Annotated in this window: 25 protein-coding genes and 1 tRNA gene; 24 read left to right on the top strand and 2 right to left on the bottom strand. The window is 51.4% G+C overall.

The genetic code is table 11. The features are described from left to right. Positions 1-47 precede the first annotated feature (47 nt). From priA to rlmD, 7 genes are all read left to right on the top strand, one after another. A complete protein-coding gene (priA, locus tag SELR_RS10420; RefSeq protein WP_014425191.1) occupies positions 48-2,468 on the top strand; it encodes a primosomal protein N' in 2,421 nt (806 codons plus the stop codon). 23 nt (positions 2,469-2,491) lie between these two features. After that, positions 2,492-3,175 (top strand): DNA alkylation repair protein, encoded by a 684-nt coding sequence (locus SELR_RS10415; protein ID WP_014425190.1) that lies wholly within the window; start codon positions 2,492-2,494, stop codon positions 3,173-3,175. A 75-nt stretch (positions 3,176-3,250) separates the two neighbouring features. Next, complete coding sequence (gatC, locus tag SELR_RS10410; protein WP_014425189.1) at positions 3,251-3,541, top strand: Asp-tRNA(Asn)/Glu-tRNA(Gln) amidotransferase subunit GatC; 291 nt, start codon at positions 3,251-3,253, stop codon at positions 3,539-3,541. Positions 3,542-3,557: 16 nt separating this feature from the next. Next, positions 3,558-5,027 (top strand): Asp-tRNA(Asn)/Glu-tRNA(Gln) amidotransferase subunit GatA, encoded by a 1,470-nt coding sequence (gatA, locus tag SELR_RS10405; protein WP_014425188.1) that lies wholly within the window; start codon positions 3,558-3,560, stop codon positions 5,025-5,027. Then, a complete protein-coding gene (gene gatB / locus SELR_RS10400) occupies positions 5,027-6,466 on the top strand; it encodes an Asp-tRNA(Asn)/Glu-tRNA(Gln) amidotransferase subunit GatB (RefSeq protein WP_014425187.1) in 1,440 nt (479 codons plus the stop codon). The genes gatA and gatB overlap by 1 nt, the downstream gene beginning before the upstream one ends. 67 nt (positions 6,467-6,533) lie before the next feature. Further along, positions 6,534-7,193: an HAD family hydrolase gene (locus SELR_RS10395; protein WP_014425186.1), complete on the top strand. Its 660-nt coding sequence runs from the start codon at positions 6,534-6,536 to the stop codon at positions 7,191-7,193. A gap of 16 nt (positions 7,194-7,209) precedes the next feature. After that, on the top strand, positions 7,210-8,583 hold the full coding sequence (rlmD, locus tag SELR_RS10390) for a 23S rRNA (uracil(1939)-C(5))-methyltransferase RlmD (protein ID WP_014425185.1): 1,374 nt from the start codon (positions 7,210-7,212) through the stop codon (positions 8,581-8,583). 159 nt (positions 8,584-8,742) lie between these two features. On the opposite strand, the gene SELR_RS10385 is transcribed toward rlmD, so the two are convergent. Beyond that, positions 8,743-10,119, bottom strand: coding sequence for a serine hydrolase domain-containing protein (locus tag SELR_RS10385; RefSeq protein WP_014425184.1), 1,377 nt, complete (start codon positions 10,117-10,119; stop codon positions 8,743-8,745). Positions 10,120-10,303: 184 nt separating this feature from the next. Here SELR_RS10385 and SELR_RS10380 point away from each other — a divergent pair, with 184 nt between their 5' ends. From SELR_RS10380 to SELR_RS10335, 10 genes are all read left to right on the top strand, one after another. After that, a complete protein-coding gene (locus tag SELR_RS10380) occupies positions 10,304-10,561 on the top strand; it encodes a hypothetical protein (RefSeq protein WP_041914386.1) in 258 nt (85 codons plus the stop codon). Next, positions 10,561-10,752, top strand: coding sequence for a hypothetical protein (locus tag SELR_RS19140; RefSeq protein ID WP_014425183.1), 192 nt, complete (start codon positions 10,561-10,563; stop codon positions 10,750-10,752). The genes SELR_RS10380 and SELR_RS19140 overlap by 1 nt, the downstream gene beginning before the upstream one ends. Next, a complete protein-coding gene (locus SELR_RS18395) occupies positions 10,727-11,194 on the top strand; it encodes a hypothetical protein (RefSeq protein WP_041914385.1) in 468 nt (155 codons plus the stop codon). The genes SELR_RS19140 and SELR_RS18395 overlap by 26 nt, the downstream gene beginning before the upstream one ends. Positions 11,195-11,329: 135 nt before the next feature. Continuing rightward, entirely contained in the window at positions 11,330-12,436 is a 1,107-nt protein-coding gene (locus tag SELR_RS10365; RefSeq protein WP_014425182.1) for an autotransporter outer membrane beta-barrel domain-containing protein, read from the top strand. Between the two features lie 130 nt (positions 12,437-12,566). After that, a complete protein-coding gene (locus tag SELR_RS10360) occupies positions 12,567-12,773 on the top strand; it encodes a hypothetical protein (protein WP_014425181.1) in 207 nt (68 codons plus the stop codon). A gap of 17 nt (positions 12,774-12,790) precedes the next feature. Next, positions 12,791-13,057 carry a DUF1294 domain-containing protein gene (locus SELR_RS10355; RefSeq protein ID WP_041914746.1) on the top strand — a complete coding sequence of 89 codons (267 nt, stop codon included), beginning with the start codon at positions 12,791-12,793 and terminating at the stop codon, positions 13,055-13,057. 142 nt (positions 13,058-13,199) lie between these two features. Next, positions 13,200-14,186 carry a dihydroxyacetone kinase subunit DhaK gene (locus tag SELR_RS10350; protein ID WP_014425179.1) on the top strand — a complete coding sequence of 329 codons (987 nt, stop codon included), beginning with the start codon at positions 13,200-13,202 and terminating at the stop codon, positions 14,184-14,186. A gap of 14 nt (positions 14,187-14,200) precedes the next feature. Continuing rightward, on the top strand, positions 14,201-14,854 hold the full coding sequence (dhaL, locus tag SELR_RS10345) for a dihydroxyacetone kinase subunit DhaL (protein WP_014425178.1): 654 nt from the start codon (positions 14,201-14,203) through the stop codon (positions 14,852-14,854). Position 14,855: 1 nt separating this feature from the next. Further along, a complete protein-coding gene (locus SELR_RS10340) occupies positions 14,856-15,425 on the top strand; it encodes a hypothetical protein (RefSeq protein WP_041914383.1) in 570 nt (189 codons plus the stop codon). A gap of 70 nt (positions 15,426-15,495) precedes the next feature. Continuing rightward, positions 15,496-15,572 (top strand) — tRNA-Pro (locus SELR_RS10335). 105 nt (positions 15,573-15,677) lie between these two features. Here SELR_RS10335 and SELR_RS10330 read toward each other — a convergent pair. Beyond that, positions 15,678-15,962 carry a hypothetical protein gene (locus tag SELR_RS10330; RefSeq protein WP_014425176.1) on the bottom strand — a complete coding sequence of 95 codons (285 nt, stop codon included), beginning with the start codon at positions 15,960-15,962 and terminating at the stop codon, positions 15,678-15,680. A 282-nt stretch (positions 15,963-16,244) separates the two neighbouring features. Here SELR_RS10330 and nifJ point away from each other — a divergent pair, with 282 nt between their 5' ends. The 7 genes from nifJ to SELR_RS10295 all read left to right on the top strand — a co-directional run bounded on the left by nifJ (position 16,245) and on the right by SELR_RS10295 (position 22,779). Then, positions 16,245-19,769 (top strand): pyruvate:ferredoxin (flavodoxin) oxidoreductase, encoded by a 3,525-nt coding sequence (nifJ, locus tag SELR_RS10325; protein WP_014425175.1) that lies wholly within the window; start codon positions 16,245-16,247, stop codon positions 19,767-19,769. Positions 19,770-19,919: 150 nt separating this feature from the next. Further along, positions 19,920-20,348, top strand: coding sequence for a type II secretion system protein (locus SELR_RS10320; protein WP_014425174.1), 429 nt, complete (start codon positions 19,920-19,922; stop codon positions 20,346-20,348). Next, a complete protein-coding gene (locus SELR_RS10315; RefSeq protein WP_080585459.1) occupies positions 20,317-20,922 on the top strand; it encodes a prepilin peptidase in 606 nt (201 codons plus the stop codon). The genes SELR_RS10320 and SELR_RS10315 overlap by 32 nt, the downstream gene beginning before the upstream one ends. Next, a complete protein-coding gene (locus SELR_RS10310; RefSeq protein WP_014425172.1) occupies positions 20,910-21,443 on the top strand; it encodes a pilus assembly FimT family protein in 534 nt (177 codons plus the stop codon). Before SELR_RS10315 ends, SELR_RS10310 begins: the two co-directional genes overlap by 13 nt. Then, complete coding sequence (locus SELR_RS10305; RefSeq protein ID WP_014425171.1) at positions 21,440-21,850, top strand: hypothetical protein; 411 nt, start codon at positions 21,440-21,442, stop codon at positions 21,848-21,850. The genes SELR_RS10310 and SELR_RS10305 overlap by 4 nt, the downstream gene beginning before the upstream one ends. Further along, positions 21,780-22,343, top strand: coding sequence for a hypothetical protein (locus tag SELR_RS10300; RefSeq protein WP_158645806.1), 564 nt, complete (start codon positions 21,780-21,782; stop codon positions 22,341-22,343). Before SELR_RS10305 ends, SELR_RS10300 begins: the two co-directional genes overlap by 71 nt. Continuing rightward, positions 22,300-22,779: a hypothetical protein gene (locus SELR_RS10295; protein ID WP_158645805.1), complete on the top strand. Its 480-nt coding sequence runs from the start codon at positions 22,300-22,302 to the stop codon at positions 22,777-22,779. Before SELR_RS10300 ends, SELR_RS10295 begins: the two co-directional genes overlap by 44 nt. Positions 22,780-22,847 lie beyond the last annotated feature (68 nt).

Here is a 22,847-nt window from a genome sequence, read left to right as displayed (position 1 = left end):
CGTATAATAGGTACAGATTATACGGATGGACAGGAGCGATTCTTAACATGCTGACAGCCAGCGTCTTTGTGAATATTCCCGTAAAAAGCATAGCCAAGGCTTATACCTACAGCGTGCCAGCCGAGCTTTCCTATCTGGAAGCAGGCTGGCGCGTTTTTGTGCCCTTTGGCGGGCGCAAGGTGGAAGGCTTTATCGTATCGGTGGCGGAAAAGACAGCAGAGGAAATCGGCGCTATAAAGCTCAAGCCCATCGAGTCAGCGGTGGACGAGGAAGCCTGGTTCACCCCGCACGTGCTGAAGGCAGCCCGCTGGCTGGCGGAGTTTTATCTGTGTTCCCTGGCGGAAATGATGCGGCTCTTTATGCCCGGTAAAAGCGGCCTGAAGATAACAGTGCTCTATGGGGCAGAGAAAGCGCAAAGGGAACATCTGCTCCTGCAGATGGCCGCATATCGGCAGGTATATGAGGCGCTTTTGTGTGAAAACCTCAGCCGCCCTGCATTGGGCAGAATGTTGCCGGAATTAAAGGCAGAGCTGCCTGCTATGCTGGACAAAATGGTGCAGTATGGCATCGTCCGCAAGGAGTACACTGCAGATCGGCGGGAAAAGGCGCGCTATGAGCAGGATGCCATATTGCAGGTGACTGTGACGGCAGAACTGCTGGCCGGCTACAAGCGCAAAAAAGCTCAGGCCCATGCCCTGGAAGTGCTCGCCGCTGCCGGAGGGAAGATGGCCGTAAAGGAAATGAAAGCGCAAAAGATATCCGCGCCGACCATCAAGAATTTGGCAGCAGATGGCCTGATCCGGCTGGAAAACCGCCGTATCCTGCGGGACAGTTATGGTGAGACGGCCGTCAGACAGGCGGAAGTGGAACTGACCGCTGACCAGCAAAAGGCACTGGAGGCCATGGAACCGGCTTTGGCAGGCCGCACGTATCAGGGCTTTTTGCTCAAAGGCGTTACGGGCAGCGGCAAGACCCAGGTCTATATCGAAATGGCCGGCAAGGTGCGGGCGGCTGGCCGTCAGGTTATCGTGCTGGTGCCGGAAATCGCCTTGACCGGGCAGGTGGTGATGGCCTTTAAGGCGTATTTCCCCGAAGATATTGTGGTTATCCATAGCCGTTTGTCCCTGGCTGAACGCAACGACGCGGTGCTGCGGGTACGGCGGGGAGAGGCCGGCATCATCATCGGCGCCCGTTCCGCCCTGTTCACCCCGGCTTCGGATGTGGGGCTGATCATCATGGATGAGGAGCAGGATATGTCTTACAAGCAGGACGAATCCCCCCGTTATCATGCCAAGGTAGTGGCTGAGGAACTGGCCAAAATCCATCAGGCAATCCTGCTGCTGGGCAGTGCCACGCCTTCCCTGGAAAGCTATTACCGGGCAAAAAACGGGGAATTTACCCTGCTCAATATGCCCAAGCGCATCGGCAATCTGCCTCTGCCTTTGGTGCAATGCGTGGATATGCGTAACGAACTGCGCATGGGGAATCGTCATATCATGTCGGCGGCCCTGCGGCAGCTCATTGAGACTACCATGGCGCAAAATCAACAGATTATCATCATGCTGAACCGCCGGGGCTTTTCCACCTTTGTCATGTGCCGCTCCTGCGGCGAGGTCATCAAGTGCAAGCTCTGTGGGCTGCCGCTGGTCTACCATAAGAATGGCAGACTCTCATGCCATCACTGCGATGTGACGGAGCCGGTGCCCGATGTGTGCCCCAAATGCGGCAGCCGCTATATCAAATACTTCGGCTCCGGCACGGAAAAGCTGGAGCAGGAGCTGCACCAATTAGTGCCTTCTGCCCGGGTTATCCGCATGGACAGGGACACCACCAATACGAAGTTTGCCCATCAGGAAATCCTGCAGAAATTCCGGGAAAAACAGTACGACATCCTGTTGGGGACACAGATGGTGGCCAAGGGACATGATATTCCCGATGTGACGGCGGTGGGCATAATCAGCGCTGATTCCAGCCTGAACCTGCCGGACTTCCGGGCGGCAGAGCGCTGCTTTATGCTGATTACCCAGACCGCTGGCCGGGCCGGGCGCCATGGCACTCAGGGCAAGGTCATCATACAGACCTATAATCCCGAACATTACGCCGTGACCTGCGGTATCGAGCAGGATTACGAGGGCTTCTATGAGCAGGAAATGAAGCTGCGGCAGGGGCTCTTTTATCCGCCCTTCAGCCGCCTGGTAAAGCTCTTGTTCCAGCATGAAGAGGAAAACATGGCCAAGAGCAATGCAAAAAGGCTGGTGGCAGCATTCAATCAGTATTTTGCCAATAACAAGCAGCAGCAGATCATCGGCCCGTCCCCGGCAGTAATCGTCCGGTTCCGGGGCATCTACCGCTTTGTGGTGCTGATAAAGACCGCCGACCTGCCGGCAGTGCAGGAATTCCTGCGGGGACAGAAGCTCCATGTGCGGGCGGATGTGGCCATTGATATTGATCCAATAACCATGTTGTAGATATGTGGGAGGTGCGAGAGCAGATGGATATTCAGCAGGAATTATTTCAGTTGCAAGATAAGCCATATCAGGAATTCAGCAGCAAGCTGATACCCACAGTGCTGCCGGAGAAAATCATCGGTGTACGGACGCCAGCCCTGCGGCAGCTGGCCAAAGAGATTATGACTTCTGGGGAGGCAGAAGTTTTTCTATCCAGCCTGCCCCATAAATACCACGAGGAAAACCAACTCCATGCCTTTATGATTTCGTTGGTCAAGGAATATGACCAATGTATGGCATATGTGAATGCATTTCTGCCCTATGTTGATAATTGGGCTACCTGTGACCAGATGTCGCCTAAAGTGTTCAAAAAGCACCGGCCGGAGCTTTGGGGGCAGATAAAGATATGGCTGCAAGCTCAGGATACTTATACCGTGCGTTTTGCCATTGGCATGCTGATGACGCATTTCCTCGATGAGGATTTTGACCTGTCATATCTGGAAATGGCAGCACAGATTCGTTCTGAGGAATATTATATCAATATGATGATTGCCTGGTACTTTGCCACGGCTTTGGCCAAGCAGTATGAAGCGGCCTTGCCCTTTATTGAAGATAAGCGTCTGGCACCTTGGACTCATAACAAGGCCATTCAAAAGGCCATCGAGAGCAGGCGTGTCAGTCTGGAGCATAAGACTTATTTGCGGAAATTGAAAACGAAAAACTTTTAGAGTGCCGGTATTTGTGCTATAATAGCGAAGTGTGTTTTTAAACGATAACAATTAACATCTATGGATGGTGAGAAAATGAAAGTTACCAAAGAAGATTTGCAGAATGTAGCTGTTCTTTCCCGTCTGGCAATTCCCGCCGATCAGGAAGAAAAGTACATCGGTCAAATGGATAAAATCCTGACTTATATGGATAATCTTGCCGAACTGGACACGGAGAACGTCAAGCCGACCACCTATGCGCTGCCCATGCAGAACGTGTTCCGCAAGGACGAAGTGAAGGAGTCCCTCGACCGTGATGCGGCCCTTGCCAATGCACCACTCAAGGAAGATGGCTATTTCAAAGTACCGAAGGTTCTGGAAGACTAAGGCAGGAGGATTCAACGTGAGATTATATGAAAAACCGGCTCATGTGCTCCATGACATGCTGGTGAATAAAGAAATTACAAGCGTCGAGCTGACGGAAGACGTATTGGCTCGCATCGACGAAGTGGAAGGGGATGTCAAGGCTTACCTGACCATCACCCGTGAGGAAGCTCTGGCTCAGGCCAAGGCTGTGGATGAAAAGATTGCCCGCGGTGAGGAGATTTCTTTCCTCGAAGGTATCCCCGGCGCCATCAAGGACAATATCTGCACCAAGGGCATCAAGACCACCTGCGCTTCCAAGATTCTGGAAAACTTCGTGCCGCCTTATGATGCTACGGTTATGACGAAAATCAAGGCGGAAAATCCGGTTATCCTGGGCAAGCTCAACATGGACGAGTTCGCCATGGGCGGTTCCACGGAAAACTCCGCTTACCATCCCACCTGCAACCCCTGGAACACGGAATGCGTGCCCGGCGGTTCCTCCGGCGGCAGCGCGGCTTCCGTGGCTGCTGGTACGGCCATTTGGTCCCTGGGTTCTGACACCGGCGGCTCCATCCGTCAGCCGGCTTCCTTCTGCGGCGTGGTTGGCCTGAAGCCGACTTATGGCCGTGTTTCCCGTTATGGTCTCGTGGCCTACGGTTCCTCTCTGGATCAGATTGGCCCTGTGACCCGCGATGTGACGGACTGTGCCAATATCCTTAACATCATCGCCGGTCATGATGATATGGACTCCACTTCCAGCGTGGCTGAGGTTCCTGACTTCACCAAGGCGCTGGTGGAAGATGTGAAGGGCCTCAAGATTGGCCTGCCGAAAGAATACTTCGTCAAGGGCATGGACCCGGAAGTGGAAAAGGCCATCCGCACGGCTATCGAAAAGTACAAGGAAATGGGCGCTGAAATCGTCGAGATTTCCCTGCCTCATACGGATTATGCCATTTCCGCCTACTACCTGATTGCTCCGGCTGAAGCTGCTACCAACCTGCAGCGCTATGACGGTGTAAACTACGGCGAACGCGTGGAGGGTGAAGATTTGGTTTCCATGATGACCAACACCCGCACGGAAAAATTCGGCGAAGAAGTGAAGCGCCGTATCGTTATCGGCAACTACGCCCTGTCCGCCGGTTACTACGATGCCTATTACCTCAAGGCCATGAAGGTGCGTACCCTCGTAGCTGAGGATTATGCCAAGGCCTTTGAACAGGTTGACGTGATTCTGGCACCGGTGGCTCCCACCACTGCCTTCAAGATTGGCGAAATGTCCGGCGATCCCCTGCAGATGTACCTGCAGGATGCCTGCACGGTACCTTTGAACCTGGCAGGTCTGCCAGGTATCTCCATTCCCTGCGGCATGAGCAGCAAGGGAATGCCCATCGGCATGCAGCTTATCGGCAAGGCCTTGGACGAGGAAAACATCATCCGTGCGGCTTACACCTATGAGCAGAGCCAGGATTATCACACGAAGATGCCGCAGCTGGGAGGTAACAACTGATGAAGTACGAAGCCGTCATTGGCCTGGAAATACATTGTGAATTAAAGACGAAAACCAAGATTTTCTGCGGTTGTGCCACGGAGTTCGGCGCTGACCAGAACACCCACGTGTGCCCTGTATGTCTGGGTATGCCCGGGGTGCTGCCCACGGTAAACCAGCGGGTGGTGGAGTTCGGCATCAAGGCCGGCCTGGCTACCAACTGCGAAATCAACAAGTACAGCAAGTTCGACCGCAAGAACTACTATTATCCTGACCTGCCGAAGAACTGGCAGACCTCCCAGTACGACCTGCCCATCGCAGAGCATGGCTGGGTGGATATCGATGTGAACGGCGAGAAGAAATGCATCCGCCTGACCCGTATCCATATGGAGGAGGACGCTGGCAAGCTGGTACATTCCGGTACCACCATCAAGGATTCCAACTCCAGTAACGTGGACTACAACCGCACCGGTGTGCCCCTTCTCGAAATCGTATCCGAGCCGGATATGAGCTCCGCTGAGGAAGCCCGTGCTTACATGGAAAAAATCAAGGCCATCATGGAATACATCGATGTGTCCAACTGCCGCATGGAAGAAGGCAACCTGCGCGCAGATATCAACGTTTCCCTGCGCCCTGTCGGCACGAAAGAGCTCGGCACCCGCACGGAGATGAAGAACATCAACTCCTTCAAGAACCTCGAAGACGCCATCAACTACGAAATCGAGCGTCAGACGGAAGTTCTCGAAGACGGCGGCCATATCGTGCAGGAAACCCGCACCTATGACCCCGCCCGCGGCATTACCCTTTCCATGCGCAGCAAGGAAAATGCCCATGACTACCGCTATATGCCGGAACCGGACCTGCCACCCATCGTGACCAGCGAAGAAACCATCGAGAAGTACCGCAGCGAGCTGCCGGAACTGCCGGATGCCCGCCGTGCCCGCCTCGAAGAAGAATTCGGCCTGTCCGATTACGATGCCGGCATCATCACCAGCTCCCGGGCCATGGCGGAATACTTTGATGCTGTGGTGGCTACCGGTGCCGATGCCAAGCTGGCCGCCAACTGGATCATGGGCGACCTGCTGAAGAACCTCAACGACGAGGGCATCGACATCAGCAAATCCCCCGTTGAGGCACAGCGCCTGGGCGAGATGATTCAGCTCATCATGAAGGACACCATTTCCGGCAAGATTGCCAAGAAGGTATTCAAGGAAATGTGGACCAACACCGACAGCCCGGAAAAAATCGTCAAGGACAAGGGCCTGGTACAGATTACCGACACCAAGGCCATCGAAGGCATTGTGGACGAGGTTATCGCCAACAATCAGAAGGCCGTTGACGACTACAAGAGCGGCAACAAGAAAGCCATCGGCGCGCTCGTAGGTCAGGTTATGAAAGCCTCCAAGGGCAAAGCCAACCCGCAGATGGTCAACAAACTGCTGGCTGAAAAACTGAACTGATAAAAACAGTAGAATAAAAGCCTTCCCCGGAGGGGAAGGCGTATTTTCTTTTGTGAAAGGAGAAATCATGCAATACAAAGCCGCCATCTTCGATCTGGATGGCACCCTGATTGACTCTTTGGCTGATTTGGCCGACAGTGCCAATGAAATGCTCACAAGCTATGGCTATCCTACCCATGACATTGACAAATACCGCTATTTCGTGGGCAACGGCTCCCGCAAGCTTATGGAACGCTGTCTGCCCGCTGAAAAGGGCGCAGATGCAGCCTTTGTGGATGAGGCACTGGCCAATTACAAAGCCTGCTATGACCGCAATCTTACCCATAAGACCGATTGCTATGCCGGCATTATGGAAATGCTGCAGACCTTGCAGGATAAGAATATCCCTCTGGGCATCTGCACCAACAAGCATCAGTCGGCGGCAGACATTATCGTGGATAAACTATTTCCTAAGGATATGTTTATGTCCGTAATCGGCGACTGCCAAGGCCTGCCGCGCAAGCCGGATCCGAAAAAGGTCCTGCTGATTGCGGATAAGATGGGCGTAAAGCCTGAGAAAGTGGCCTATTTTGGCGATACCAGCGTGGATATGGATACGGCTAAGAATGCCGGCATGCTGGCTATTGGTGTGACCTGGGGCTTCCGCCCAAAAGAGGAATTAGTGGAGCATGGGGCGAAGATACTCATAGACAGCCCTATGGAATTGTTTGACAAGGTAGAGTTTTAAACGAAAGAGGTAAGAAATGAGCAAAAAAGTTCCCGTCGAAAAAGGAAAAGCTTATGAAATCGCAATCAATACGCTGGGTACCAGCGGGGAAGGCGTAGGCCGCTACGAAGACTTTACGGTGTTCGTGCCCTATGCCTTGCCGGGGGAAAAGGTGCTGACGGTCATTGATGAGGTGAAGAAGACCTATGCCAAGGGGTATGTGAAGGAAATCCTGACCAAGAGTGCTGACCGCGTAGAGCCTGTTTGCGATATTTACGACAAGTGCGGTGGCTGCCAACTGCAGCATCTCGACTATATGGCCCAGCTGCAGGCCAAGCGCCAGCAGGTCATCGATGCGGTAACCCGCATCGGCAAGCAGCCGGATTTACATGTGGAACCGACTATCGGTGCGGCAACGCCCTGGAACTACCGCAATAAGATGCAATTCCCCATTGGCCGCGACAAGGGCAAGACCATCATCGGCTGCTTTGCCCAGGGCAGCCATGAGATCATTGACACCACCGACTGCCATATCCAGAAGGAAGGCAACAACGAAGTGGTCAATGCCGTGAGGGAAATCGTCACCAAGCTGAATATCCCTGTCTACAACGAGGACAAGCATACGGGCGTGCTGCGCCATGTGGTGGGCCGCGTGGGTAGGAACGGCGATATCATGGTGGTCATCGTCACGGCGACCAAGACCATGCCCAAGGAAAAAGAATTTGTCAAAATGCTGCGGGCAAGACTTCCCAAGGTGGTCAGCGTTCATCAGAATATCCAGACCTACCATAACAACGTCATTATGGGCCGCGATACGAAACTTCTCTGGGGCCGTCCGACCATTCAGGACAGCATTGGCCGCCTGAACTTCCATATTTCTCCGCGCTCCTTCTTCCAGGTCAATACCAGTCAGGCCGAAGTGCTCTACAGCAAGGCCCTGGAATACGCCAATCTGACTGGTCAGGAAACGGTCATTGATGCTTACTGCGGCACGGGCACGATTACCCTGTTCCTGGCGCAAAAGGCTCATAGCGTCATCGGCATCGAAATCGTCAAGCCGGCGATCCTGGACGCGCAGAAAAACGCTCGGGACAACAATGTGCGCAATGCTGAATTCATCGTCGGTGATGCCACAAAGGTCATGCCCCGCCTTTTCAAACAGGGCACTCGTGCCGATGTAGTCGTCGTAGATCCGCCGCGCGCAGGCTGTACGCCCACGGTTCTTGAAACCTTCGCCAACATGCAGCCGGAACGCATTGTCTACGTTTCCTGCAACCCCGCAAGCCTCGCCCGCGATATCGCCATCCTGGACGAACTGGGCTACAAGGCCGTAAAGGTACAGCCTGTGGATATGTTCCCCTGCACTTCGCATGTCGAGAGCGTATGTTTACTGTCACGGAAAGATAAATAAAAAAGCTGGAAGTTCCAATACTAAAGGGATTTCGACAAATTGCCAGAAAAAATGGCAAGGTCGAAATCCCTTTTTTTATTACATTGACAATAATCCCGATGTTTATATTTCCATCATATACACATTGTGCTACATCACAAAAGCAGGTATTTGGTTTTATCAGCGGACAAACACATTGCGGCAAATCGCATCGCCAAGGGTTTCTTCCCAGATGTAGTTGTTGCTGAATTTACCGGCGCTGCGTGCATCTTCGTCCTCTTCAATGGCTTCACCGTTCATGATGTAGACATAGCCATCTTGGGTGTTCGGACGGATGGCCAGCATGGAGAGCAGACCGAAAGCCTCACCGGTGTGTCCCACCAGGTCAATCTCCGTGTCTTTGCAGAAGCGGGCTGTACTCTTGCCGTCCATCTGGTAAATGCCCAAGCCATAGGAGAGAATCGTGCCGCCATAGTTGTTGCCGTTCTTGGTTTTGTCGTCATAAATCCATTCGCGGCCCAGCATAGTCTTAACCGAAGCCGGGGAGAGCACCTGTTTGCCCTTGTAGGTACCATCGTTGAGCAGCATGGAAAGCGTATGGGAAAGTTCCCCACAGGAAATCCGCAGGCCGCCTGCCGGGGAAAATACCGTAGCATTGGTGCCGGGAACATAATCCTTCAGACTGTAAGTGTCCTGGAAGTTTTCGGCATAAGGGTTCTGCAAGGCAACAGTATCTTTTTTCGGCTGTCCCTGTGGATAGCCATCCTGCGTAGCGCGCCATGGACCTTTTTCATTCCAGACGCCGGCGGTGTCTTTTTTCTGATAAACTGCGCCGAGTTTCTTAAATTCCTTCTGGCTGAAATTACTGGGTAGATAATCCGCTTTTATATCCAGCTGTTTTAAGATATGGTTCTTTTGATACTGGTCAAAGCGTTCGCCGGTAACTTTTTCGATGATGGTTCCTAACAGGCCGTAATTCAGATTGCTGTAGGCAAAGTATTTGCCCGGTTCCTGGCCGGCAGGTGCAAAGTGCGCGCCATCTTCATAGAACTTGCCATCTTTACGGAAGAATTCTTGCAGCCCCATCTGTGGCGGAATGCTATAAATCTTGCCATCACGCAGGGATGATTGGTGAGAGGCCAGCATTCTCACGGTAATGGGCGTATTCGGATAATTGGGGTTTCTGAGCGTGAAGCCCAAATATTTGCTCACATCGTCGTCCAAGTTAAGTTTTCCCTGTTCGACCAGCTGCATAATCGTGAACACGGTAAACATCTTGGAGACGGAAGCTACGCGAAAACGACTTTCGCGGGTAAAGGGTTGATTTTTTTGTGGATTTTGGCTGTCGATAATAGCTGAACCTTGAAAGCTGCTGTAAACTTCCTTGCCATCCTTAAAGGCGATTACCCCTAGCCCTGGCACTTTCGTGCCAGTATCCCCAACCATTTGGGCAAGCTCGTTGTCCAAATCGGTTTTGCTTTCCTGGCTCATAGCCAGACAGCTGTTCATGAGCAGGCAGAACATTGCCAGTACAATCGTGGTGATTTTTTTCTTCATCCCATTCAACTCCTTTTTCGATTTTCATGCAAACGGCCTTGGGCTGTAGCATGTTTCCTTTATAATAGATGGTCTTTTCTGAAAAGTCAACATATAATGTGTGACCAACGAAAGAGGATTCGCCTAATACCTGTCGAAATAATTAGTAAATTGGTTTATTTAATGTAGTAGGGAGGGGATGAATATGGGGGTTGCGTGGATCTTACTTTTATTGGGCTTTGTGTTGTTTGCCATCTTGATGGTAAAGCGTCTGATGCCCACTTTATTGGCTCTGCCTTTGATGGCAGCGTGGTTCCTGGGGCGTTTATTTCAAAACCAACATTTTAAGGGCCACGGCAACAGGTGCTACCGAACTCAAAAGAAGAGAGAGGGAGAGGCAGGATGGATGCCCGTACCAAGGTCGTTGCATCACCAGTTTGTACCGAAAGGAGTTAAATTTTAATGATAAAAAAAGAAGTTGCATTGTTGACTGCGGCAGTATTCTGCTGGTTGTCAGTTTCTGGGACAGTCGCTGCGGAGGATCAGACATATTATGGCTCTGGAGATGGCGGCAATACAGGGAATGTATCCGATGTGAAGTGGGTTTTGGATAAGGACTACAGTTATTATGGCGGCCACCAGTGGTTTTTTTAATGCCTATACGAAAGAGGGGACAGTCTCAAACAGTACCTTAACGATAAATGGGGGGACTTACACGGTCGATGGAGATACCTCCTCCGGTACAGAGAAATACTCCAATTATTTTTATAGCGGACTCACAAGGAGCAGTGGCAGTGCCATCGGCAATGGACTTATCATCAATGACGGCAATTTCGTCAATAAATCCGGGACAAAGCAATCTGCCGGCATTTATGCCGGCAATGCCATGGATGAGGGCTACGTTGCCTCAGATAACTACGTTACGGTGAATGGGGAAGTTTTCAGGGGCAGACATTCATTGCCGCCGGCCTTGGCAATAGAGGCAGCGATGCCAAAGGCAATCGTGTCACAGTCAATGGCGGTGCATTCGAACAGGGTGTTTACCTCTTTGGGGCACGCGCTTATAGCACAGGCAATACCGACAATAATACGGTAACGGTAAATGGCGGTACCATCGGCGGCTATCGGGCGTTCATCTGGGGTGGCAAGGCCGACGATGGAGATGCGCGCAACAATACGGTAAATCTTTCGGGCGGGGCAGTGGCTGACCTGGCTTCCAGTGAAAGCATCTATGAGGAGGCTTTCTCGAGGTCAGACCATAAATCTCATTTCCTCGCAGGGGGCGCTGAGCTATGGCAGCCAGACAGCAGGGACGTTGAGGCAGGGCGTTTCCCTCACATACAGCTACAGCCTTAACAAAGATTCCCACAATCTGCAAGCGGTTCTGGGCGATGCGGAAGTGAACAGTGAGACGAAATCTCCAGTGGAGACTCGTGCAGCTCAGTCAGCCTTTCTAAACAGAGGGGCAGACCTACTGGCGGCAGAGGGATTGCCTCAGGCTGAAAAAGCAGCAGGAGCAGAAAATGATACCGCTAAGGGCGAATGGTCGCCATTCTTTGCTATGCAGGGCGGCAAGTACCGCTATCAGACCGGCTCCCATGTGGATAGCCGCGGTTTCAGCGGCATTCTTGGCGTCGCCATGGAAATCAAAAAGGACAGAGGGACATTGCTTTATGGCCTGGTGGGAGAATACGGAAAAGGCAGCTATGACAGCTATTACGGGCATATGAACGGCGAAGGGGATAGCGACTATGCTGGAGGTGCACTATTTGTCCGCTTGAAGGAAAACAGAGGCTTGTATTACGAGGGGAGTCTCCGTGCCGGCAGAACCAAGGCAGATTATAGTTCCCGTAATTTTACGGGCTATGAGGGAACAGCCGTTGGCTATGATACCAGCAGTAATTACTGGGGGGCGCATCTCGGAATGGGCAAGGTTCTCAGGCTGGCGGGGAACAATGAACTGGATGTTTTCCTCAAATATTTTTACAGCCGTACAGGCAGCGATTCTGTCCGCCTGACCACAGGCGAGACCTATCATTTTTCAGCCGTAGACAGCCATCGCCTCAGGATTGGCACCCGGCTGATGCATACTTTCAATGCGGACAGCAAGGGCTATATTGGTGCTTACTACGAGCGCGAATTTGCTGGGGATGCCAGAGCCACAATAGCAGGGTACAGTACAGCTGTTCCAAGTCTCAAGGGAAATCGGGGGATATTTGAGCTCGGCTGGCTGTATCAGCCACGAAACAGCAATCTTACGCTGAATTTGGGGGCAACCGCAGCCTGTGGCAATAAAAGAGGCGCTACGGGCAGTCTGGGACTGATGTGGAAATTTTAGAATGACACACAAAAATGAATTACTTCAAAATGAGCAAAGAACTTGCATGAACAGGCAGGACTTTTAGCGCTCGTATGGAATTCAAATATAGGGATAGCTGTGTATTTCTGTGTAGGAGGAAGAGCGCATCATGAAAGACTTGCATCGAGCTGTGGATGTCATGCATCACCCGCATCAGTATTCGGATCTGGAACTTGTGGAAGCCCTGGAAGCCATTCAGGAGAGTCCCCTGAAACCGATTTACAAGGAATACTATAAAAGATTGTATAAACGCATCCTGGAATGCAAGGAAAAGAATAAGGATGTTGTCGGGCAGATTGGTTATTTTGGTGGATAAAGGATAGTATTATGAACATGCACGAAATATTTTACTGGTATCTAGCAATCATCAACATAGTGGTTCTGGTAGTTTACGGCGGCGATAAGCTCTTTGCCAAGCTGGACAGTTGGCGGGTGCCGGAGAAAGTACTGCTGTTGTTGGCCCTCTTGGGTGGCAGCATCGGGGCTTTGCTGGCTATGCAGGTTTTCCGGCATAAGACGAGGCATCTGAAATTCCGTTACGGTGTGCCGGTGATTCTGCTGCTGCAGGTGGCAGGGCTGGTATATCTGCATTGGAAATAAATCGATACTGCACATGGTCGAAAGACTTTGTGCAGTTTTTCTTTGCGGTAAAAACTTTTCGGCAGGCAGGAAAAAAGAAACCTCGGCACGAATTAATGAACATTGGTAAAATTCTGTCTGATATATGCAAAGAGGTGAGGTCGTGAAGAAGTTCATCAACGAGCCGGAAAATCTGGAAGCTGAAGTCGCAAGGGGAATGGCTTTGGCAAAGCCAGGGATTCTCCGTCAGCTGCCGGACTGTAATGTCATGGTCAGGCAGAAGCTGAGAACGGACCGAGTCGCGCTGGCCTTTGGCTGCGGCTGCGGCCATGAGCCGGCTCCCAGCGGTTATGTGGGCTATGGAATGCTCGATGCAGCCATTCCTGGCAAGATTTTTTCTTCGCCTACACCGGATATGATATTGAAGGGAATCCGGGAAGTACAGACGGAAGCAGGTGTGCTCTGCATTATCGTGAACTATACCGGCGATGTGCTGAATTTCCGCATGGCGATGGAACTGGCACAGATGGAAGGCATTGCGGTGGATTCCGTTGTCATAGCCGATGACGTAGCTACGCAGAAAAATAAGTCTGTCGGGCGGCGCGGTCTGGCTGGCGTGGTGCTGATCCTGAAGATTGCCGGAGCCGAAGCGGAAATGGGAACAGATCTGTACGGCGTAAAGAAAGTGGCAGAATGGGCAGCTTGCGGCCTGCGTACGGTGGGCGTTGCCTGCCGTCCCTGCGTGATTCCGGCAGATGGCGAGCCCAGTTTTGAGCTGGGGGAGCGGGAAATGGAAATCGGCATGGGATTGCATGGTGAACCGGGCGTTGTGCGTTGTGAAATGATGAATGCCAGGGAGACGGCGCGGCAGATGCTCGAGCTTATCCTGCTCGATTGCAACTATGAGAACAGCGAAGTGGTGGTGCTGATCAATGGTCTCGGTGGTACACCATTGATGGAGCTTTATGTGATCAATGAATTCGTGCATGAGTACCTGGCTGAACAGGGAATCGTGATTTACGACACGATGATTGGCAACTATATGACTTCGATGGAAATGGGCGGTTTTTCAATCAGCCTGATGCGCCTGGATCCGCATTTGAAAGCACTTTATGATGCGGCAGCGGCAACGCCCGTTATCAGGCGTTAAAGGAGGACGTCTGTATGTTTGGAAAGGATTATATGCTGGATGCCCTGGAGGCAATCAGCAGGGATATCATCGAGCATGAGGAAGAACTGAATCATTTGGATAACGTCATCGGTGATGGCGACCATGGCACGAATATGGCCCGCTTTGCCCGCATCATCCTGAGGGATCTGCCGGAATTAAAAGCTAATAAAGACAATATGGGAGAGATCCTGCAGCATGTAGGGATGCGCTGTATCACGGAAATCGGCGGCTCCGCTGGCCCTTTGTTTGGCAAATTCTATTTGCAGGCTGGCATGATCAAGATTGACAATCTCGAAATGGAAGAGGCAAATCTCGTGGCAGCCTTTGAGGAAGGTGCTATGGGCGTGGCACATATCGGCAGGAGCACGGAAGGGGAAAAGACCATGCTGGATGCCTTGTTCCCGGCTGTCCGAGCCATGCAACAGGCTTTGGAAGAGGGACATGGCTTTGTGGAGATTCTCCAGGCTGGTGCTGAAGCGGCTGGGAAAGGCGTGGAATATACCAAGACGATTCAGGCCAGCAAGGGCAGGGCCGCCTACATCGGTGAGCGCAGTATCGGTCATCAGGATCCGGGGGCGACCACGGTCATGCTGATGCTGCAATCGATGTGCAGAACGGCTGCCGCGAGAAGTGCAGGATTAGAATAGGATGGCAAAAATCGCCGAGGTGATGAACATGGATAGAGACGCAGTAGAGCGTGCCCGTGGCTGTATGACGGCGGCAGGGCTCTTCTTTCAGCCAGGCGCAGAAGATATTTCCCAGGCGATAGATCTGGGGCTGCGGACGGATGCAGATCCCGTGGAACTGTATGAATCCTGCAATAAGCGGGCAACGATCAATAAAAGCGTATTGGCCATGGCATCTTTGATTATTTTCTTCCTGGTCAGGGATGGCATGAAGATGAAAAAGGCCTGCATGTCAGCCTGGCGGGTGGCAGACAAATTTCATGATCCGATCATACAGGCTGTATCCAATGCTCTGACCGCCGCCGAAAAGCCAAAGCGCCGTGGCAAATTGGTAGCAGGATTTCTGACTTCTAAGGAGTTGCAGGACAAGCTCAGCCTGGCTATTTACCTGAATATAGCGATAGCAGAGGATTCTTTCCATGCGCGTATAAGTGAGCTAAAAAAACAGCCAGACCATGAAACGCGGATTATGGGCGCCGCCTTTGCCGGTGCTGTTTATGGCCTCAAGGAAGTAATGGCGGAAAAAAAATAAAAAAATCATAATAAAAGTAAAAAAAATACTTGCATTGTGTTTTGGTTTGCGCTATACTATTATTCGTTGCCGGGATGTGGCACAGTTTGGTAGCGCGCTTCGTTCGGGACGAAGAGGCCGCAGGTTCGAATCCTGTCATCCCGACCATTACTTTAAACATAATGAATCCCCGCTGAAGGAAATTTCAGCGGGGATTTTTTACGCATAATATTTTTTATTTATAGTTCCAATAAATGAAATCTGTGTTATGTGTTAGAACGTATCTTTGATTTTCTTGTCGCCGATAAACCGGATGAACATGTCCGGGGCGATGATCTCATCGTCCAACTGGATCAGTGCCTTGTGCATATGGATGGACACGAAGCGTCCATCATGTTCATTCTGGATTTCGTCGGCAAACAGTTCCTCATAATGTTCTTTGAAGGTTTCGGCGGTGCTTTTACTGGAGGATACGTTGAGGATGCTGGAATAGACATTTTCCTGTCCCTGTCCGTATTCCAGTTTCATGATGACATAGATAGTGATGTTTTTGATCATTTGTGAATCACGCTCCCAATCAATTCAGCAGATCCCATTCACTTACGGCAAAAGCAATCCCATGATTTATTGCAATACTTCGACAATGGATAAATAAATCCTGCTGCCGGGAAAAATATCTTATAATGATTATTGTAAGATAACCTACAATTATGAAAAGTGCGTTTTCGTTTTGTTTACAATTGTTTTGCGGCGGTGTATAATAGAGATTGTGTGAACAGGCAACTCGATTTCCTGTTCCTTATTCAACGTATTCTATTTTAGAGGGGAGCAATAAACAACATGAGCAAAAAGATGAAAACCATGGACGGCAACCAGGCCGCCGCATACATCTCCTACGCTTTTACGGACGTTGCTGCAATCTATCCGATTACGCCATCCTCACCGATGGCTGAGCATGTGGATGAAGATGCAGCCAAGGGCAAGACCAACCTCTTCGGTCAGAAGGTCCGCGTCATTGAACTGCAGTCGGAGGCTGGTGCCGCTGGTGCTGTGCATGGTTCGTTGCAGGCTGGTGCTCTGACCACCACGTATACCGCATCCCAGGGTTTCCTGCTTATGATTCCGAACCTTTACAAGGTGGCTGGCGAGCTGCTGCCGGGTGTATTCCATGTATCTGCCCGTGCTTTGGCCGCAAACTCCCTGAATATCTTCGGTGACCATCAGGATGTCATGGCTGCCCGCCAGACCGGTTGCGCAATGCTCTGCGAAGCCAGCGTGCAGGAAGTCATGGACCTGGCTGCTGTGGCTCATCTCGTAGCCATCAAAGGCCGCGTACCTTTCATCAACTTCTTTGATGGTTTCCGCACATCCCATGAGATCCAGAAAATCGAAGTGGTGGATTATGATGACCTGGGCAAGATCCTCGATTGGGAAGCTGTGAAGGAATTCCGCCGTCGTGCTTTGAATCCGGATCATCCGGTTATCCGTGGTACGGCTCAGAATCCGGATGTATACTTCCAGGAACGTGAAGCTTCCAACGCTTATTATGACGCTCTGCCGGAACTGGTGGAAGAGGCTATGGCGGATATGGCCAAGATCACGGGTCGTGAGCATCACCTTTTCGACTACTATGGTGCCGAGGATGCTGACCGCATCATCATCGCCATGGGGTCTGTTTGCCAGGCCGTGCAGGAAACGGTGGATTACCTCAACAAGCAGGGCGAGAAGGTCGGCCTGATGTCCGTACATCTCTATCGTCCGTTCTCCATCAAGCACTTCTTCCAGTTCATGCCGAAGACCGTCAAGAAAGTCGCTGTTCTTGACCATACCAAGGAACCGGGTTCTCTGGGCGAGCCGCTGTATCTGGATGTCAAATCTGCGTTCTATGGTTCTGAGCTCAACCCGATCATCGTGGGCGGCCGTTTCGGCCTCGGCGGCAAGGACACCACGCCGGATCAGATTTTCGCTGTGTTCGAAGAACTCAAGAAGGACGCCCCGAAGGATGGCTTCACCATCGGTATCGATGATGATGTAACCCATACGAGCCTCGTACCGGTTATGAGCGATGTGAATCTGACACCGGAAGGCACCACCGCCTGCAAGTTCTGGGGCCTGGGTTCTGATGGTACGGTTGGTGCCAACAAGAGCGCCATCAAGATCATCGGTGATAAGACGGACATGTATGCTCAGGCTTACTTTGCCTATGACTCCAAGAAGTCCGGCGGTATCACCATGTCCCACCTGCGCTTCGGCAAGCAGCCCATAAACAGCCCGTATCTCATCAACAATGCGGACTTCATTTCCTGCTCCCAGCAGTCCTATGTTTATAAATACGACCTGCTGGCCGGACTCAAGAAGGGCGGCAAGTTCCTGCTGAACACCGTTTGGTCCGATGCAGATCTCGACAAGCATCTGCCGGCTTATATGAAACGCTATATCGCCAAGAACGATATCGAGTTCTATACGGTAAATGCTGTGGATATCGCGAAGGAACTGGGGCTCGGCGGCCGCTTCAATATGGTCATGCAGTCTGCCTTCTTCAAGATTGCGGCCATCATTCCCATCGACACTGCCGTGGAATACCTCAAGGACGCAGTGGTCAAGTCCTACGGCAAGAAGGGTGAGAAAGTCGTCAACATGAACAACGGCGCCATCGACAAGGGCATCGAAGCCCTGCACAAGGTAGAGGTTCCCGCTGCTTGGGCTGATGCTGCTGATGAAGCCGTAGAGAAGAAAGATGTTCCGGCATTCATCACGGAAGTCCAGGATGTCATGAACCGTCAGGAAGGCGACAAGCTGCCTGTATCCAAGTTCAATGGCGAAATGGTGGATGGTACCTTCCCGGTAGGCGGTGCTGCTTACGAAAAACGCGGTACGGCTATCAATGTACCGGTTTGGAACACGGACAAGTGTATTGGCTGTAACCAGTGCTCCTATGTCTGCCCCCATGCTGCTATCCGTCCGGTTCTCACCACGGAAGAAGAGCTCAAGAATGCTCCGGCAGGTTTCCCCTCCAAGCAGACGAAGGCCATCAAAGATTATACCTTCACGGTGGCTGTATCCACGATGGACTGCCTGGGCTGCGGCAACTGCGCTCAGGTCTGCCCGGTGAAGGCTCTCGATATGAAGCCGCTGGATGACGAGCTCAAGGCACAGCAGGCTTGGTTCGATTACGGTGTAGATGCCAAGAAGGTTGCACCGAAGAAGAACCCGATGAAGAAGAGCACGGTTCTGGGTTCCCAGTTCGAACAGCCGTTGCTCGAGTTCTCCGGCGCCTGCGCAGGCTGCGGCGAGACTCCGTACGCAAAACTGCTGACCCAGCTCTTCGGCGACCGCATGATGGTAGCCAATGCTACGGGCTGCTCCTCCATCTGGGGCGGCAGTGCACCGGCTATGCCTTATACGGTGAACCACAAGGGACATGGCCCGGCTTGGGCAAACTCCCTGTTCGAGGATAACGCTGAATTCGGTCTGGGCATGTTCCTGGGTACGAAATCCGTCCGTGATTCCCTGGCTGCTGATGCCAAGGCTGCTGTAGAAGCCGGCAAGGGCAGCGAAGAACTCAAGGCCGCTTTGACGGAATGGGTTGACAACATGAACGAGGGCGAAGGCTCCCGTGAACGTGCCGACAAGCTGGCGGCTCTGCTGGATGCTGAAAAGGGCAGCGATGAGCTCCTCAATAAGCTCTATGACAACAAGGATTACTTCGTGAAGCGTTCCCAGTGGATCCTGGGCGGCGACGGCTGGGCTTACGATATCGGTTACGGCGGCCTTGACCATGTGCTGGTTTCCGGCGAAGATGTCAATGTCCTCGTCTTCGATACCGAAGTTTACTCCAATACTGGCGGTCAGGCTTCCAAGTCCACGCCGGCTGCTGCCATCGCCCAGTTCGCTGCTGCTGGTAAGAAGACCAAGAAGAAGGATCTCGGCATGATGGCCAAGTCCTACGGCTATGTCTATGTGGCTCAGGTGGCTATGGGCGCTGACCACAACCAGCTCATGAAGGCTATCACGGAAGCTGAAGCTTATCATGGCCCGTCCCTGATCATTGCCTATGCACCGTGCATCAACCACGGCATCCGCAAGGGCATGGGCAACAGCCAGCTCGAAGCAAAACTGGCTGTGGAATGCGGCTATTGGGTGAACTACCGTTACAACCCGCAGCTGGTGGATACGGACAAGAACCCGTTCAGCCTGGATTCCAAGGAACCGAACTTTGACAAGTTCCAGGAATTCCTGATGGGCGAAAACCGCTACATCAATCTCCAGCGTTCCTTCCCCGAAGCTGCTGAAGCACTCTTTGAGAAGACGCAGAACGATGCCAAGAGTCGTTATGAAGGTTATAAAGTCCTGGCAGGCAAATAATTAATATTGTAAGTTGTGTCAGAATGACCGGTCATTTTTGATCGGTCATTTTTTTTAATAATTTTTTAAGAATAAGCAGGAGATTATTATCACTTGTAGAAGAATTCTCATAAAAACATCATACAAATATACGACAATGGAGGGATTGTTATGCGAAATTGTGGACAAAGCGGCTTTTCTCTGCTGGGAATTTTGGTGGCAGTGGCCATTGTTGGGATAATGGCTTCTATGGCCGTACCGAGATTTACGGCAACGATGGTTTCGGCCAATACGACAAAAGTGCAAAGTGATTTAGCAACTTTAGATGCAGCGATAGCTGTTTATCAGCTGGAAAATGGCAAGGATCCGAAGGATGTGTCGGATCTGAAGGAGTATATCAGCGATGTTGGCCAATTGAAACCGCCCCATGGGAAATGCAAGCTTTCTGACGGAAGTATAGTGGAAATGAAATCCGGCAAATATGAGATTGAGACGGTGAAGGTTGATGGCACATCCATAGATAATACGCGGGCTACATGTGAGGGATATACAGCGGGAGCTTTTGGTCATGGTGGAGTCAAAAGTGAATCAGGGAACTGAGCAGCTGCTGCCAGAGACCTTTTCCTGGCAGCTATGTCGGCAAATATTGTGTCAATGGCTGTTGATAATGCTGATTATTTCCGCGATGTTCTGGAAATTTGAGATAGAAGGAATGTTCTTGGGGCTTTTGTTTTCGGCCTTGCTGGTATTGATAGCACTGCTGGATTGCCGCTATCTGCTGATATTTGATAGGCTGGTGCTGGCGCTGTTATTGTTGGGCTTATTGCCATTGCTGCTGGGCAGGATGAGCTGTGAGGAGGCCTGTCTGGGAGCTGCCCTGGGCGGTGGTTTTCTTGGAGGTTTGCGCCTGCTTTATCCCCGGGGCATGGGCTGGGGAGATGTAAAACTGGCAGCGGCTCTGGGGGGGTGGCTGGGACTGGCAGGCATGCTGGTCTGCTTGTATATTGCCTTTATAGCTGGGAGTTTATATGGTCTCGGCATTTGGCTGAAAATGAGGTCGGTGAAAAATCTGGTCGTGCCCTTTGGCCCCTTTCTCGTCATGGGGGCGATTGCGGCCTTTGCTTTCGGCACTCATTGTCAGGATCTGGTGGAGGCCTGGTTATGTTGTCCATAAGGAGAAGGGAAGCTGGTTTCATGCTCTGGGAAATGATGCTGGTCGCAATGGTAATCCTGCTTTTTTCTGCCCAGGCAATCCCGCGTGGCTTTAAGATCTATCGGCAGATGGTGGTGGAGTATGAAGCGGAAGAGCTATTGGCAGATATCCGTCATTGTCAGGCTCTTAATCGGCTGGTAAGGGATAGGGGGTGGAAATATGGTGCGCAAAAGCCGGAAGAAAAATTCGCCCGGCTGGATCTGTTGCAGGATGGCAGCAGATTGACGGGGGGCAACCGTTATATTATGCATTATCATGTCTATTATCCTGGGGTGCAGATTGAGAAAATCAATAAGCAGGGCGATTTTCCCCATGAACATAATAACACGCAGATTTCCTTTGAAGTCAATGGTTGGACGCATTTGGAAACGGATATGGGACTGATGACCTTGTTGGTGTATTTTAAGGGTTATCCCCGGGAAGGGCGCCGGATTATCATCAGCAAAGGCGGACGAATCCGCATGGAGCGTGGTGGCAGTTGAGAAGAAAAAGTGAAGCAGGTTTTTTCCTGTGGGAAGCATTGCTAGCCGGGCTGCTTTTACTGATAATGGCTGGTTCGGCTGCATTGTATGTCAAGGCGGCAGAATTGAAAAATATAGCGGCTCAACAGGCAACGGCCCTTTATTTGGGCCGGGCACAGATTTCTTATGCACAGGGCAGGCTGAATAAGGAGGGTGTGTTGCCGTCAGAACTGCCATATCAGGGAAAAGAAGCGGATTTGGGACAGAATGGTTGTAGCTATCAACTGCGAAGTTATTGTCAGCAAGAGGCTGGGGGCTGGCAGTTGCAGGTGGAAATTTCCTGGGAGGTGCGTGGTCATGAGGAGAAATTGGTGTTTGTGCGTTGGCTGGCGCCACATAGCCAATCAAAAGGGGATAATCCTTTATGAAACAGCTGTCTCCATAGCTGTCATTGCCATGCTGTTTATGACAGCTATAACGATATTCATTTGGGGAATTAAAATGTATTTTTGGCAGGTGGCAGATGGAGAACTGGAACAGGAAGTGCAGATAGCCTTTCAGGAAATAATGGAAGAATCCCTGAGAGCGAAGAAAATAGAGAAATGGACCAAATGCGGGAGCTATGTTTTCTATAAAAAGAATAATCCGCTGGAACCTAAAAAGGAGGAGTTTAAACCTACAGAGGATGTGATTAAAACTACATATGAGATGCGCAAGGTGGATGGGGTGATGAAACTGATTTGTAGTGATGATGCCCCTTTGACGGGAAATCACGAGCTGGCGCCAGTGGAGATCACCTCTTTTACCATTGATGAAGATGCGCAATGGACAGGCGTTTACCGTGTGCAACTGGCGGGCCGAAGTGGGGTGACTAATCATGAATACAGTCTGTGCAGCGCTGTTTGCATATCGGAAGAATAGGAGCCAGCAGGGCATGGTGTCCGTTGTTTTGCTTTTCTTGCTGTTCATTATGTTGTTTTTGGGGCGGGGCCTGTTTCGTCTCGCTCGCCAGGAAGCGGAGAATATAGAGCAGTATCGCCTGGAAATGCAATTGCGTTTGGCAGCCGAAGGGGCGACGGAAAACCTGTGGATGAGATTGACTTCCTATGAAACCCAGCTGGATGCCTTGCAGGAGGGAGGCAAAATTTCTTTGGAACAGGGGAAAGCAGGAGATATTGCCACCTATACTTATGCTGTGGTCAGTAAGGGAAAACTTTATCTGGTAGTAACGGCTTTCAGGCGGGAAAGTGCTTTGGAAAAGTTGCTTGAACCTCATGTCAAGCTTAAAACAGAGGTAAAAAAGATCATAGATGAAAAAGGAAAAACAGATTATAAGTGGATGGGCTGGACGGATTAAAGAATTTTTTTTCCCACAGAAGCAGACGTGTGTCGCTTTGGTTCCGGAAAAGAATGGAGAAAGATGGG

Origin of the sequence: Selenomonas ruminantium subsp. lactilytica TAM6421 (assembly GCF_000284095.1) — a bacterium.
Lineage (GTDB): Bacteria > Bacillota > Negativicutes > Selenomonadales > Selenomonadaceae > Selenomonas_A > Selenomonas_A lactilytica.
This window is presented reverse-complemented; position numbering and strand designations above follow the sequence as displayed.

Bases quoted from the DNA above. Each gene is read 5' to 3' on its own strand.
- SELR_RS18395 (WP_041914385.1), top strand. From the start codon at position 10,727: ATGGCGGCCACCAGTGGTTTTTTTAATGCCTATACGAAAGAGGGGACA.
- gatC (WP_014425189.1), top strand. From the start codon at position 3,251: ATGAAAGTTACCAAAGAAGATTTGCAGAATGTAGCTGTTCTTTCCCGT.
- SELR_RS10415 (WP_014425190.1), top strand. From the start codon at position 2,492: ATGGATATTCAGCAGGAATTATTTCAGTTGCAAGATAAGCCATATCAG.
- gatB (WP_014425187.1), top strand. From the start codon at position 5,027: ATGAAGTACGAAGCCGTCATTGGCCTGGAAATACATTGTGAATTAAAG.
- SELR_RS10380 (WP_041914386.1), top strand. From the start codon at position 10,304: ATGGGGGTTGCGTGGATCTTACTTTTATTGGGCTTTGTGTTGTTTGCC.
- SELR_RS10340 (WP_041914383.1), top strand. From the start codon at position 14,856: ATGGCAAAAATCGCCGAGGTGATGAACATGGATAGAGACGCAGTAGAG.
- SELR_RS10315 (WP_080585459.1), top strand. From the start codon at position 20,317: ATGGTGGAGTCAAAAGTGAATCAGGGAACTGAGCAGCTGCTGCCAGAG.
- dhaL (WP_014425178.1), top strand. From the start codon at position 14,201: ATGTTTGGAAAGGATTATATGCTGGATGCCCTGGAGGCAATCAGCAGG.
- priA (WP_014425191.1), top strand. From the start codon at position 48: ATGCTGACAGCCAGCGTCTTTGTGAATATTCCCGTAAAAAGCATAGCC.
- SELR_RS10355 (WP_041914746.1), top strand. From the start codon at position 12,791: ATGCACGAAATATTTTACTGGTATCTAGCAATCATCAACATAGTGGTT.
- SELR_RS10360 (WP_014425181.1), top strand. From the start codon at position 12,567: ATGAAAGACTTGCATCGAGCTGTGGATGTCATGCATCACCCGCATCAG.
- SELR_RS10365 (WP_014425182.1), top strand. From the start codon at position 11,330: ATGAGGAGGCTTTCTCGAGGTCAGACCATAAATCTCATTTCCTCGCAG.
- nifJ (WP_014425175.1), top strand. From the start codon at position 16,245: ATGAGCAAAAAGATGAAAACCATGGACGGCAACCAGGCCGCCGCATAC.
- SELR_RS10395 (WP_014425186.1), top strand. From the start codon at position 6,534: ATGCAATACAAAGCCGCCATCTTCGATCTGGATGGCACCCTGATTGAC.
- SELR_RS10295 (WP_158645805.1), top strand. From the start codon at position 22,300: ATGAATACAGTCTGTGCAGCGCTGTTTGCATATCGGAAGAATAGGAGC.
- SELR_RS10385 (WP_014425184.1), bottom strand. From the start codon at position 10,119: ATGAAGAAAAAAATCACCACGATTGTACTGGCAATGTTCTGCCTGCTC.
- rlmD (WP_014425185.1), top strand. From the start codon at position 7,210: ATGAGCAAAAAAGTTCCCGTCGAAAAAGGAAAAGCTTATGAAATCGCA.
- SELR_RS19140 (WP_014425183.1), top strand. From the start codon at position 10,561: ATGATAAAAAAAGAAGTTGCATTGTTGACTGCGGCAGTATTCTGCTGG.
- SELR_RS10310 (WP_014425172.1), top strand. From the start codon at position 20,910: ATGTTGTCCATAAGGAGAAGGGAAGCTGGTTTCATGCTCTGGGAAATG.
- SELR_RS10330 (WP_014425176.1), bottom strand. From the start codon at position 15,962: ATGATCAAAAACATCACTATCTATGTCATCATGAAACTGGAATACGGA.
- SELR_RS10300 (WP_158645806.1), top strand. From the start codon at position 21,780: ATGAGGAGAAATTGGTGTTTGTGCGTTGGCTGGCGCCACATAGCCAAT.
- SELR_RS10320 (WP_014425174.1), top strand. From the start codon at position 19,920: ATGCGAAATTGTGGACAAAGCGGCTTTTCTCTGCTGGGAATTTTGGTG.